This is a genomic window from Bacillus cereus group sp. BfR-BA-01382 (assembly GCF_022663475.1).
GTDB classification, from domain to species: domain Bacteria; phylum Bacillota; class Bacilli; order Bacillales; family Bacillaceae_G; genus Bacillus_A; species Bacillus_A thuringiensis_S.
The window spans coordinates 13,670-27,635 of the sequence record NZ_JAKUFQ010000013.1; the positions used below are offsets into that span (position 1 = coordinate 13,670).

Here is a 13,966-nt window from a genome sequence, read left to right on the forward strand (position 1 = left end):
TGATAGTAAGAGACCTCATGCTAATAAGAAAAATATAGAACGTAGTAATAGAGTGGAATAAGGGAATGGATGTTTACATATAGTAGACGGGGGATAATTCATATAGTAGTTAAAACAACAAGTTACTATCATAAAAAAATAAATTTTTAGAAAATTTACAAAAATACTTTACAAAACTAGAAAAAACAGTAGAATATTAATTAATAAGAATTTTCTGATAACGAAAGTTAGTAGGGAATCTCTAAATGTTAATAGCGTACATATAATTGGGGAGGGTACAAAAATGAAGAGAAAAAAGATGAAAAAATTAACAGCGGTAGTAGCACCAGTTTTAGTAATGAGTATGGCATTAACAGCTTGCTCTGGATCTGGGGAAAAAGATAAAGCAAGCACAACACCAAAAAGCAGTGAAAAAGAAGGCGGAAAGCTAGCGGCGAAGCAAGTGCTTAATTTAACAGAGTCTCAAGAGATTCCATCTATGGACTCTGCTAAAGCGACAGACCAAGTATCGTTTCTCGCTTTAAACAACGTAATGGAAGGTTTGTATAGACTTGATAAAGATAATAAAGCAACACCAGGGGTTGCTGAATCATATAAAAAGAGTGATGATGGTAAAAAATATACATTTACATTGAATAAAAATGCAAAATGGTCAAATGGAGAGCCTGTAACAGCAAAAGATTTCGTATTCTCTTGGAAACGTGCGGTAGATAAAAATACAGCAGCAGAATATGCATACATTATGTTTGATTTAAAAAATGCACAAGCGATTAATGAAGGAAAAGCTGAGCTAGATACGTTAGGAGTAAAAGCTGTAGATGACTATACGTTAGAAGTAGAATTAGAAAATCCAGTTCCTTACTTTGTAGAATTAACTTCATTTGGAACATTTTATCCATTAAACGAGAAGTTTGTAAAAGAAAAAGGAGAAAAGTACGGTTTAGAAGCAGATACAACGTTATACAACGGACCATTTACATTAACAGACTGGAAACATGAAGAAGGTTGGAAGTTAAAGAAAAATGCACAATACTGGGATAATAAAACAGTTAAGTTGGAAGAAATTAACTTTAATGTGGTAAAAGATAGCGGTACACGTGTCAATTTATATGAAAGTGGACAAATTGATCGCTCAGGACTTACATCTGAATTTGTTGACAAATATAAATCAAGCCCCGATTTCTTTACACAAAAAACACCGTCAACGTACTTCTTACGCTTAAACCAAAAACGTGGTGGGCAAGATACAGTGCTAAAGAGCAAAGATTTACGTTTAGCGATTGCAAAAGCGTATGATAAAAAAGGCTTAACGAATGTAATTTTAAATGATGGTTCTACACCTGCAGATTACTTAGTACCAAAAGAATTTGCTAAGAGCCCAGATGGAAAAGACTTCCGTAAAGAAAATGGAGATATTTTAAAAACAGATGTGAAAAAGGCAAAAGAGCATTGGGAAAAAGCGAAAAAAGAACTTGGAAAAGATGCAATTACAGTAGAACTATTAAACTATGATGGTGATGGTGCGAAAAAAGTAGGAGAGTTCTTAAAAGGAGAACTTGAGAAAAACTTACCAGGCTTAACAGTGAATTTGAAAAACCAGCCATTTAAACAAAAGTTAAAATTAGAATCAGATCTAGATTATGATTTATCTTACGCTGGTTGGGGCCCTGACTACTTAGATCCAATGACGTTCATTGATATGTTCGTTACAAATGGGCCTCATAACCAAACAGGATATTCAAATCCTAAATATGATGAAATTGTGCAAAAAGGTAAAGGCGAGCTATTAACGAAAACGAAAGATCGTTGGGATAGCTTACTGAAAGCGGAGAAAATGTTACTGGAAGATGCAGCAATTGCACCATTATATCAACGTGGTGATGCAATTGTTCAAAGAGCAAAAGTAAAAGGAATTGTTCACCACCCAGTTGGTGGAGATTACAGCTACAAATGGGCATATATCGGTGAGGAAAAATAAGCTGAGGGGGCGCGTGATGCGCCCTTTTTTTATGCACTTTTCATTCTTCCTTGAATATATAAAATAAAAAAGGGAGAATCCCATGGAACGAAATACTTACATCGATTTCTTAGCTTATTACGGAATAGGAAGTGCTCATCCTGGTGGTTTTACGTTAACAAAACAATTGCTAGCACAACTGCCTCTTAGACAAGGAGCGGATGTCCTTGAGATAGGTTGTGGTACAGGGAAAACAGCGGCTTACATGACAAAAGAATTCGGTTATAAAGTAACAGCGGTTGAAAAGAATGAAATTATGATTCAAAAAGCGAAAGATAGATGGTTGTTTGAAAGATTGAATGTACAATTGATTCAAGGTGATGCAGAGCGATTACCTTGTTTAAATGATTCATTTGAGTTTGTGCTTGGGGAATCGATACTCGCTTTTACAGATAAAGAAAGGGTTATATCAGAGTGCTATCGTGTATTACAGAAGGATGGTAAGCTTGTTGTCATTGAAATGATTATTAATACACATATTGAGAAGAGTGAGGAAGAAAAAATTGCCCAATTATATGGCATGAAAGAATTATTAACTGAGAATGAGTGGGTACAACTATTTCAGAAAGCAAATTTCAAAAGAATTACAATTGCTGGCGGTGGTACAATTGCAGAAACGATATCTAGCTATATAGAAGAGCCGGAATGGAATGTATCAACATATATTCCGAATGAGTTATATGAGGCATGGGTACAGCATGAAAATGTACGGCTTATGTACCAACATATTTTAGGGCATCGTATTTTTATATGTGAAAAATAAAGAAAAAGAGTTGGCTAAAGGTAGTCAACTCTTTACTATGTTAAATGAAAAATAATGCAGCTAAAGTAATTCCGAAGATGAAACCAAATCCAAGTTCAACGCCCCAGCCACAACCGCCACCACAGCCGCCGCCACCACAATTACCGCAACCACGACCGCCACATCCACAGCTACTGAATCCACCACCGCAACCAAATCCGCAACTATCACACCTGCTAATGCCGCCGCAAAGATCACAACCACCGTTTGCATATGCGTCATAGTATCCGAATCCTGTATCAAAAGATGAGCGCTGTTGCATTGGTTCGATCCATACAGATTCATTTGTCACATCGATTATTTTGCCTAAATGAATGCGACCATCGCGATCTTCAATTCGAACAACTTTACCGAAATAACGTCGGCACGTATCATAACATCTTTGTCTATGCATGTTCTGTCCTCCTTCCCCCTTACAGTAATACGATATGTAAGGGGGACAAGTGCGGCTTGTACGAATGACCTACCTATCATAATTGTTATATGAAAGGGGAAATATAGAGAAAGGATATAGTAAGGAGGGAAAGGCAATGAAATCTACAGATCAGTTTCAAACATACGAAGTACCGTGGAAAGAATTTATAGAAGCATTGCGAGATGAAATGAAGAAACAAGTAGGAGCGGATATTATTGATACAGTAGTTTGCAATTTAGAGGATGGATTTGAAGTGTATACATATATACAGGGGGATTTAGAGTTTGAATATAAAGAAGCGCTTGAAAGAAAATACGGAAGTGATGCTAAGACTCCTAATTTGTTAACAATTATGCTATTAGCCAGCATTTATAATACGAGTGAAGCGAATATACGCTTACATGCAGATAACAAAGATAATCCAATTGTTGAAGTATATGTGAAGCAATGAAACACGCTGTGAAAGGCGTGTTTTTTATTTGTATGATAAAATATTAGAAAATTGAGAAAGAAGGTGGAGGATTGGGAATTAAACATCTTAATTTAACAGTTACAGATGTAACAGCATCTAGAGAGTTTTTAGAGAGGTATTTTGGTTTAATTTGTAGTGGAACAAGGGGGAATGCCTTTGTAGTTATGCGTGATAATGATGGATTTATACTAACTTTAATGAAGGGAAAAGAAGTTCAGTATCCAAAAACATTTCATGTAGGATTTCCACAAGGAAGTGAAGAACAAGTAGATAAGATAAATCAAAGATTGAAGAAAGATGGATTTTTGGTGGAGCCTCCTAAGCATGCCCATGCATATACATTTTACGTTGAAGCACCTGGTGGATTTACAATTGAAGTAATGTGCTAATTGAAAAATCAAACTTTTTGTTGTGTGTTTTTAATATGAAAAGTAGGAAAAGTCTGTTTTAAGTATGAAGCTTAGACAGGCTTTTTTGCTTATATAATTGGATAGAAAATGCTATAAAGAATATTACCAAGTGTATATATATGTTTACATAATAAAGTTATGGTGGGTTAGTTGTCCTAAAATACAAGTCATATATCTTGTTTCCTCTCATAAATTTAAACATAGGAATTTGTCTACAAAGGTGGCGAAGCCTCATCATGAAAATTCGAATTTGTGCCACATTCATGTTGTTTCTATTTATATGGTTACATCCTTATTGGACTTTTGCAAAAGGAGAGGAGGCAAAGGAAAGGGTCGTTTCACTTGTATATGATGATTCGGGCAGCATGAGAAATAACGATCGCTGGAAATATGCCAATTACGCTTTGCAAAGTTTAGTTGCGCTATTAGATGAAAAAGATACATTTTCTTATGTTCCAATGAGCAAGCCGAATAATCCGTTAAACATTTCGTTAACGAAGGATAAAAGGCAAACAGAAATTGAAGGAATTGGAGCGTGGAAAACGTATTTAAATACTCCTTTTAGCGCAGTAGAGACGGCGATGCAATCTATAAAAAAGGAAGCAGATATAGATGGAAAACGTGAATTTTGGCTTATTGTATTAACTGACGGGGCATTTAATGATCTAGAAAAAGATAAAGTTGGCGGAAAAGAACAAATTACACAGAAATTAGCCCAGTTTAAGAAAGAAATGGATGCAAAAAAGATATCGTTACATCCAGTCTTAATTACGATGGAAGAAGATTTAGGACAACAAGAAAAAGAACAACTAAATACGTTCAAGGAAATATGGAAGAAAGAGATAAACGGAGTTACGATGCCGTCAAGCGGAGAGGATGGCATTGTAAAAAGTGTAAATCAAGTGGCAGCATTAGTTGCGAATCGTGATCCATTCTCCTCCGTTGAATCGATTGTAAAAACGAAAGTAGTAGGAAAGAAAGTAGAGATTACAACGCCGTTCCCATTAAAGCGTATGACGCTTGTACGACAATCGCCTTCGCTGTCTAATTATCAGGTCACACAAATTTCGAAACCATTACAGTTACAGTCTTCTTTTTCCATACATGCACCCGGAGAAGCGAAATTATTCGGAAATATAGTTCATATAAGCACGGAAAATCAGGAAGTCATTAAACCAGGAACATATACGATAGAAGTGGATCGGGATATTGAGAAAGAAGGATTGCAAGTACTTGTTGAACCAGCGCTTAACTATACGGTTTCTACTTATGACAAAGATGATAATAGTCAAAAAAATGTTGAACAAATGTACGAAGGTGTTACTGCTGTTATTGAAGCAAAGCCTACTGAGTTACCAATTCAGTCTTCTTACTTTCAAGCAGAAGTAGAAATAGACGGAAAACAATATCCGATGAAGTGGAACGATAAGAGGCATGTGTTTTATTACGAAACGAAGATTGGTAAAGGGTTAGTACGTGGAAAAGTTCATATGAATATAAAGGGATTTTACAGACAGACGAAAGAATTCAAAATTGAAACAACAGAAAAGCCAAAATTATCACTTCAAACTGTTACGAAAGATTATGAAGAAAAAGTAACGAATTTAGAGAATAGTAAACCGTTTATTTTACAACCAAAGTTAGATGGTAAGCCGATGACAGAAGGGGCTGTAAAGAAACTATTAAAATCTACTGGTGTCACATCTAAACAATCAATCAACTATGAAATAAAACAACGTGGTAATCAAATTTACGTTTATCCTCGTCCTTATTACTCCGACACATTCAATTTCACAGATACTGGCACCGTAGAAGCTACCATCGTTATACAAGATGCGAAATTACAAGAAGTAAAGAAGCAAATATCACTCCATATTCAAAGTGCGCCGTTTTATGAAAAGTATGCGCTTATTTTTAAGTTTGTCATTCCTATCACTTTATTGCTGCTAGTAGTAGGCATAATCGTTTTAGGATGGATTGTTCGTCCAAGATTTCACCGGAAAGCGCTATTGTATTACGAATGGGATCAAGAAGTAGCGAAAGATTGGTTATATCAATCTGAACCAGAATTACTTCGAAATAAATGGTGGAAACATTATTTTGGTATCCCATTTCGAGCAGAAAGAAAAACTGTGCAATCCGTTACGTTTATAGCCAAGAAAGGTTCGAAATCTGTCTTTGTAGCGAAAGAGTCACAAGTAGTAGGAATGATTATTGATGGGATGTTTATAACAGAGGAAGAAGTAGGAATGGAGCATAAGACACTATATCCAAATGAACTTTTACTAATTGATAGAGGATATGGTAAGGAGATTTACAAATACGAATGTGAATAGTAGATAGGGAAAAGAAGGGGATGGAGTATTGATTCTCTTTCCCTTTTTTCAAACAAGCAAGAATAGGAAGGTGGTTCACATGACATTACAAGTTCCAACAATATTAATTGGTTTAGGTGGAATCGGTAGTACTGTGACGCATCAAATATATGAAAAACTGCCTGAAGAGCGCCGAAAAAAGGTAGCAATGCACGTATTTGATACAGATGTGAATACTTTGAGTAAATTTGATCATATTCGAAAGTTTAAGACACAAACAAGTTCTAGTAAAACGCCTAGGGAGTATATTGCGGGAGATCCAACGATTCCAGAGTGGTTTCCGATGGATCCGACTATACTTGATAAACCATTAACAGAAGGAGCAGGACAGTTACGTGTCATTTCACGTTTAGCGTTACGTGCTGCGATGAAAGAAGATAAATTGACCTCTTTTTGGCAAGAAATCGAGAAAATTTTTCCAGTTACAAGTGATCAAACAGAATATGGTGTGCGTGTCATTATAGTAACATCACTAGCAGGCGGAACAGGTTCGGGGATGTTTCTACAAATTGCATTATATTTACGTGAAATGCTTCGGAAAAAATTGCAGCATCATAACATTTTAATACGCGGTGCGTTTTTAATGCCTGATGTTTTAGTAAAGACGAGAACAGTTAGTGCGAAAGAGTTTGAGACGGTGCAAGCAAACGGATATGCATCGTTAAAAGAATTACATGCTATTACGCTCGGTTCTACTGGAGAATTATCAAAACGCGGCGGGGTAACAATTGAATTAGAGTATCGCCCTGATCAAGTAGATGAAGACGGAAGAACGAATCATACAATTAAACAACATCATTTACCGTACAATTATTGTTTCTTATACGACTACGAAAACCTACATGGACACCATTTGCACAATTTATCAGATTATATGGAGCAAATGGCAAATACAATTTATTTACAGTTATTTAGCCCGATGTCTACAAATCATTTTGCACAGGAAGACAATCAAATTCAGCAATTAGCAGAATCAAGCGGAAAAGGACGATATTGCGGGGCAGGAACGGCAAAACTCATTTATCCGTATGAGCATGTGTTAAAATATTGTGCTTTAAAATGGGCTGTGCAAGGTTTAGATGAATCGTGGCTTCATTTAGATCAACTGTTTCAAGAGAAGAAGCAAAGATATGACCAAGATGTAAAACGTGGGATGCAGCGTGAAAAGCCGGAGAGAGGTAAAAGTTATTTAGAGGACTTGGAACATCTTGCTACCCGTCCAGAGCAAGCTCATATTTTCTATAGACAAATGTACAATGAAACGCGTGAAGGAGCAGAGGGTGGTAAGCTCGGAGTTGCGAAATCAAAACTGTTTTTAGAAGCTGTAGAAAGTTATGTACAACGCACGGTGCAAAAAGATGAGGAATTAAATCGTCTGCAACATGAGTGTAAAATTTCAGCTGCGAAGCTGAAAATGATGGAACAAATGAAAGGTGAAGTGGCAAGAGTGGATCATGCGGTGCGTTTATATGCGTATGCGATTCCGAGCCGTGTACATGAACATGTAACGACACTTTTATATGACATGATTGAATCAGACCGCTTTTCACCAAGTGGTTCTGAAGGGCAGTCCTATCAACTAAATACATGGTTTTTAAAGAAAACAGATCCAGTTCACCCAGTAGCAGCACGTTTTATGTTATATGAAATTCGAAAGCAGTTAGTAGAAAAAATGAATCGACTACATGAAAATAATGAACAAAAGCGTAATGTAATTCAAAACTACGATAAAAAATTTAATGTGGGTAATATCGATGGAACGGTAACGGCTGTACGCCGAGTAGAAATTGCTCAACAACAAGGCTGGTTTGGAAAAATGATTAATAATCAGCAACGTTTATTCAAAAGAGAATTTGAAGACATCGTAACGCAATATGTACACAAATTAAATGAATATCGAAAAGAAATGCTATTAGAACTTGTGTATCAATCGCTATATCAAACAGTTAATAAAATGATTCAATATTGGGAAAGGTTTTTTGATAATTTACATGAAACACGTGAAAATTTATTGTTTGAAATCCAAAAGCGCAGTAAGGAATTTGAAGGGAAAACAAACCCGACGAATGTATATGTATTAGCTGAGGAACAGCTGCAAGAAAAGATATGGCAAGATATGCAGCAACATTTAAATTTAGGTGTACTACCGAAAGATATATCAGCGGAAATTTATATGAGTTTGTACGGGGAATATTGTCGTGATGCGAAAACAGAAGAGATTCAGTCGAAAAAGGTAGAGGATTTCTACCGAGAACATATACTGAGCTATTGTTATGACGAACTGCAAGTACGCTATCGTGATAAATTAGAACTGAATATCATTGAGGCGTTGCGAAAAGAAGCGGATTATAAGAAACGTGATCGCGATGAATACGTTCGTGAAAAAATTGAAGACCTGTTCCATTTAGCGAGTCCATTCGTTCCGAAAGTTGCTCATCATAGGGAATTACAATATTGGGGTATACATCCTTCTTTAAAGAAAGAGCTGCAAGAGGAATTAATTCAAGAAATGTTTAAAGAAAAAGATACAGTACATGAAGCCTTTTCGCCATTTGAAGTGATCTGTTATCGAGCACATTACGGCTTATCGCTGCAAGACTTTCCTAAATTATCATCAGGACATATTTCAAACGGATTTATGAATGATAAAGGTGACTATTTCCAATCGTATTATCGCCGTGTAAACAAATTAAATAGTAAAAAATCTAGTTTAACGCCGCATTTAGATAAGTATTGGCACTTACCAGCCTTTATGCCAGATTTAAACGCGACTCAAACAAAATTAGATTATGATAAATGTAATCGTGCATTACTATACGCATATATGTATCGCTGGATTAGTTTAGTTGCTGTTGATGGACAGTTTGTGTATCAATATAACGGTGTGGGACGTAGCTTTTTAATTCAGTCGATGGGGAAAAATATTTCAAGCGAAAGTTATAAATTACACAGAGCATTGCTTCATAATCCGTTTATTTATGAAAACATCTTGTCACGATTTGAAGAAGAGCAAGAAAAGGCGATGATACAAGGTGGACATTTATATACACATCCGTTCGTATTAGGAGCCCAAGATGTAAGATGGCTTAGAAAAGAACATGTCCACAATCTTTTAGACATGATTTTAATGTATGACCGTGAAGCGAAGTATGATCCGACGTTAGAAGAAACATCAGATGAATTATTAAGACTATTCCTTGATGAAATCGAGTTGTATTTCCAGAACTATTACGGTACAGGTGCCGATATGGTGGCAAAGAAAGAGAAAGAAATGTTTATTAAACAATTGTGGGATCGCTCGCATGCAAAAGGATATGTAGATCCAAATAGCGCTCCGTATAAAAAATGGCAAAATTTATTAAGTGTTCAAGATGAAGAAGAAACGCCAAAAACGAATGTATAATGAATGAAAAGGGAATCCTTAAAAGTGGCAATACAACTTTAGAAAAGAGGGATTCTGATGCCGTTTTTAGGAAGTGTATATCAAATATTTGGATTATATCCAGAAATTTATTATGGAATGATTTCAGCTGAACTTGCGGAGCAGCAAAGGTTGGAACAAGCGGAAAACGAAGAACCAGAAACAGAAGCGTAACTGCATAAGCTTCAAAATAAAAAATGATAACACGCTACTTGCTCTTTAAACGTATAAGAGCAAGTAGCGTGTTTTTTCTATTTAATAATCCCATTTTCTAAAATTTTAATAGTTGGTGCTACTTTCACATTAGCTTTTGAAAAGGCACGTGGCCAATCATCTTCAACTTGTTTCCATTCTTTATAGTGAAATGCTCTCGCATAATCACCAAATCCGAATGGATCGAGTTGCTGTTTTTGAATTTTGTAGATTAATTCGTTTAAATCTTTGTTTAGTTGTTTTGTAATAAGAGAAGTTAATTTCTTTCTATCTTTATCTATATCCATGTTGAATGTAAGTTCAGATACGGCAATTTTTAAATCCATTTTAATATTAAATTTGAAGCGGTTATCGCTATAGTCTGTATCGATATCATGATTCATACTAAGAACGTTTATTGTTATGAAATCGTCGCCTTTTGTATCTTTTAGATGGCTATTACTTTCAACTAAATTAGAGGGGATTTTCATTGTAAGTGAAACGGGTATATTAGCTTTCTTTTGCACCATAAGAAGAAGGGCACTTTCATGGCGATTTAAAGACATCTTATAAGTTCCACGAGAAGTTAATAGTGCCGAACCGGTAACAATAACATCTTTCTTCCCTTTTTTTATTTCTGAAATAGCAGGAGTTACGCCTTTATTAAAAGTTTGTCTATGAAATTCATGGAATGTCGTAAACACGGTCCGATTGTATAGTTTGTTCGTATTAATTAAATCTGTTAAATATTCAGGAAGAGCAGGCTTATCTTTGAAATTATTATATATAACAGAAGAAATGGGGCCATCTACTGCAACCATGCGCATATTTCCTGTATTTTTAGGATCGCGATACCAAACATCCAGATAAGGCATAGCTCCTTCTTGTTTTAAAAAATTTGTGCTAAACAATATGAGCTGTAACTTTTCTGTGGACACTAAACCGCTGCTTGAACTGTTAAACGTATCTTTTGCTTCTCGGGGTGTATGTACTTTCGCTTCATGAATTTCGTACTTTTTCTCTACATCTTCATTAAAAATAGGGTTTACGTGATACACAATTAATTTTCCTTTTGGTTTTGCGTCAAAACCGTAAATTAATGAGATGGATTGTTTTTCTAAATCAAGCCGATCTTCACAGCCTACTAAAAAAATTATGAGGAAACAAAATATAATAAAATGAATACAACGTCTCATTTAAATTTTTCTCCTTTTCCAATGCTGATAAAGTGTCATGTATAAGAGAAATACCACTGGGAATAGAAAAACGATAAAATAACTAGCAGTTCCCCAAAATTCCCGCAACGCACTTATCTGATAAGAAGAAGGGATATAAAAGAATAAGATGAAAATACATCCGAATAATAAAAAATAAATAGGTAATGAACTGCCTTTTTTGTTAAGTAATTGATTAATTCCATCTGAAGCAGTGAAAATATAAGGAATACAGGAATCAAAAATAATAAAGAGATAAAATGACAAAAAGATAATTTCAAATCGCTCAAGAAATGAGAAGTGAAACGGTGTAACAAGAGAAAGTGTCGGCCATAAAAACTTTGTTATACCATCTGGACTAAAATAAATAAAAGAAACGAACGTGATTTGAAGATAAATAAATAACGTAATCAAATTCGCAATAACGATTCCTTTTTTTGCAGATGCTTTGTTAGTTAAATAAGGATAAAGGACAAACGAAAACTCGAATCCGAGAAACGCAATGATAGTTGATTTCACGGTGTTTATAATTGGTAGCCATCCTTCCTTGATAAGAGGAAGTAGATATATAAAATGCCCATCTTTAAGAGGAATAAATAATAATAATGGCATCCAAAGTGTAAAGATGACAGTGAAAACAGCAAAACGACTAATAATAAGTGCTCCTTTACATGCAAGCATAAGCATTGGAATAGATAGCAAAATCATAATTAAAGACATAGGAGATCTAGGTAAAATCCAAATGTGAATAACGTATAAGAGGGAAAAAATTAAGGAAACAGCTGCGAGTACAGCATATAAAATCCAAAAAATCATTACTACTCTTCCTAGCCATTTTCCAAGATAGCGTATCAGCACATCAAGTAAAGTATATCCTGGATGTTTTTCCATAATTTTTACAATACATAGACTGACTAAAGTAGTAATGACACATCCGATAATAATAGACATCCAGCCATCTGTATTCGCCCCTTGTGCAACTTCACGCGGGAGTGTAAGTACGCCGAATCCGACTTGAACACCACTAATAGTTAAAATGTATTGAAATAAAGTGATTTCCCTCTTTGCACGTTTTGTCACTTATTCTCCTCCTTTTCCTCAACATCGCTTTGCCGGTTATTTTGTTTTAATTGTAGAGATAGTGGCCGTTTCTTCATGATTTTCCATGGGAAACGTACAAGGGTATCTTTTAAGTCCGAGGCATATGACGGAGAAAAAGGACTACCATATGGCACACCAAGTGATTCCATAGAAAGAATATGGATGATAATGATTGCCATTCCAACCATAATTCCAATGACGCCAAATAAAGAGGCTGCTATCATCATTGGGAATCGAAGAAGCCGAATTCCTGCTGACATTTCTAAGTTAGGAATAATGAAAGAGGCAACCGCAGTAATTGATACGACGATAACCATAACGTTACTAACAATCCCAGCTTGAACCGCAGCTTGTCCAATTACAATTCCTCCTACGACGCCGATTGTTTGTCCAACAGGCCCAGGAAGCCGAATCGCTGCTTCTCGGAGCATTTCGAGAACTAATTCCATTAATAAAGCTTCTAATATGGGGGGGAAAGGAATTTTGGCTCGAGATTCTCCAATCGTTAACAACAATTTGAGCGGAATTACTTCATAATGGAAGGAAATCATAGCAATATAAAGAGCAGGAGCAAATATTGCAATAAATAGCCCAGTGAAACGAAGAAGTCGTATAAAAGATGGAATCATAGGTCTGAAGCTGTAATCATCTATCGTCTGAAAAAAGGATGAAAAGGTCATAGGTCCTATTAATACGCCTGGTGAGCGATCTACAACAACAGCGATTCGCCCATTCAAAATATGATGTGCCGTTGTGTCAGGACGTTCAGTGATAGACAATTGTGGGAAGAGAGTATAGGAATTATCTTCAACAAATCCTTCTAATTCACCGGTAGTAAGAATAGCATCTACTTTGATTGATTCGATGCGGCATGCCATATCTTGTACAACATCTTCGTTTGCAACATCTGCAAGATAAAGTAAAAAAACTTTAGAGGTTGCTCGTTCGCCAACAGTGAATTCCTTCACTTTTAATTCGCGATTTGGAATATAGCGACGAATAAGTGCGATACTATCACTTGCCACTTCATTAAATCCTTCGTGTGAGCTTTTTATGGAAGTCTCTGTTGTAGGTTCTTCAATGCTCCTTTTTGGCGCCGCTTGTGTATCTAGTTCTAAAGCTGATAATTGACCGTTTATAAATAAAATACTTTTGCCATGTAAGAGAGATTGCTCAATGTCTATCCACTTCTGAACTTTTTTAATATTCCCTATAGAAACAGAAGATTCCCAAAAATCGTCTTCATTCCATTCTTTAAATAAGAGAGGCCGAAGAATATCTACATTAATAACAGTTTTATCTACAAGTCCTTCCATATATATAAGAGCAGCTTCTTTTCCGTTTTTTAACGGGAAAGTGCGTGTAATTAATTCTGGAATACCACTAAATAATTTGGATAAGTGTTTAAGATTAAGCGGCATGGAGGAAGAAATTTCTTTATGTAATACAGTTTCAGATTGCTCGTGTGTAGAGAAAGATTTTTCGCCCCTTATCCATTTTCGAAAAGAACCCATATATTCACCTTATTCCTCGTTGAACTTTATATG

11 protein-coding genes are annotated in these 13,966 nt (G+C 35.6%); 7 read left to right on the forward strand and 4 right to left on the reverse strand.

Annotation, left to right across the window (positions count from 1 at the left end):
- The first annotated feature begins 283 nt into the window (after positions 1 to 283).
- Together MR160_RS08180 and MR160_RS08185 are read left to right on the forward strand one after the other, a co-directional pair.
- Positions 284 to 1,978 (forward strand): peptide ABC transporter substrate-binding protein, encoded by a 1,695-nt coding sequence (locus MR160_RS08180; RefSeq protein ID WP_000823460.1) that lies wholly within the window; start codon positions 284 to 286, stop codon positions 1,976 to 1,978.
- An 82-nt stretch (positions 1,979 to 2,060) separates the two neighbouring features.
- A complete protein-coding gene (locus MR160_RS08185) occupies positions 2,061 to 2,780 on the forward strand; it encodes a class I SAM-dependent methyltransferase (RefSeq protein WP_000440865.1) in 720 nt (239 codons plus the stop codon).
- Between the two features lie 40 nt (positions 2,781 to 2,820).
- Here the strand turns inward: MR160_RS08185 and MR160_RS08190 are convergent, their stop codons facing one another.
- A complete protein-coding gene (locus tag MR160_RS08190; protein WP_000555008.1) occupies positions 2,821 to 3,213 on the reverse strand; it encodes a hypothetical protein in 393 nt (130 codons plus the stop codon).
- 136 nt (positions 3,214 to 3,349) lie between these two features.
- Between MR160_RS08190 and MR160_RS08195 the strand changes: the two genes are divergently transcribed.
- The 5 genes from MR160_RS08195 (at position 3,350) to MR160_RS08215 (ending at position 10,086) form a co-directional block, all read left to right on the forward strand.
- Complete coding sequence (locus tag MR160_RS08195) at positions 3,350 to 3,685, forward strand: hypothetical protein (protein WP_000842916.1); 336 nt, start codon at positions 3,350 to 3,352, stop codon at positions 3,683 to 3,685.
- Positions 3,686 to 3,756: 71 nt separating this feature from the next.
- Positions 3,757 to 4,095: a VOC family protein gene (locus MR160_RS08200; protein WP_000511532.1), complete on the forward strand. Its 339-nt coding sequence runs from the start codon at positions 3,757 to 3,759 to the stop codon at positions 4,093 to 4,095.
- A 257-nt stretch (positions 4,096 to 4,352) separates the two neighbouring features.
- The gene (locus MR160_RS08205; protein WP_079245820.1) at positions 4,353 to 6,452 is read left to right on the forward strand and encodes a vWA domain-containing protein; all 2,100 of its coding nucleotides are present in this window, start codon (positions 4,353 to 4,355) and stop codon (positions 6,450 to 6,452) included.
- A gap of 79 nt (positions 6,453 to 6,531) precedes the next feature.
- The gene (locus MR160_RS08210; protein WP_079245819.1) at positions 6,532 to 9,894 is read left to right on the forward strand and encodes a tubulin-like doman-containing protein; all 3,363 of its coding nucleotides are present in this window, start codon (positions 6,532 to 6,534) and stop codon (positions 9,892 to 9,894) included.
- Positions 9,895 to 9,951: 57 nt separating this feature from the next.
- Complete coding sequence (locus tag MR160_RS08215) at positions 9,952 to 10,086, forward strand: hypothetical protein (protein ID WP_001116178.1); 135 nt, start codon at positions 9,952 to 9,954, stop codon at positions 10,084 to 10,086.
- 77 nt (positions 10,087 to 10,163) lie between these two features.
- On the opposite strand, the gene MR160_RS08220 is transcribed toward MR160_RS08215, so the two are convergent.
- The 3 genes from MR160_RS08220 to MR160_RS08230 are packed head-to-tail and all read right to left on the reverse strand — an operon-like array spanning position 10,164 to position 13,933.
- On the reverse strand, positions 10,164 to 11,300 hold the full coding sequence (locus MR160_RS08220) for a Ger(x)C family spore germination protein (RefSeq protein ID WP_242297214.1): 1,137 nt from the start codon (positions 11,298 to 11,300) through the stop codon (positions 10,164 to 10,166).
- Positions 11,301 to 12,398: an endospore germination permease gene (locus tag MR160_RS08225; RefSeq protein ID WP_000166526.1), complete on the reverse strand. Its 1,098-nt coding sequence runs from the start codon at positions 12,396 to 12,398 to the stop codon at positions 11,301 to 11,303.
- A complete protein-coding gene (locus MR160_RS08230; RefSeq protein WP_000534546.1) occupies positions 12,395 to 13,933 on the reverse strand; it encodes a spore germination protein in 1,539 nt (512 codons plus the stop codon). The genes MR160_RS08225 and MR160_RS08230 overlap by 4 nt, the downstream gene beginning before the upstream one ends.
- Positions 13,934 to 13,966: the final 33 nt, after the last annotated feature.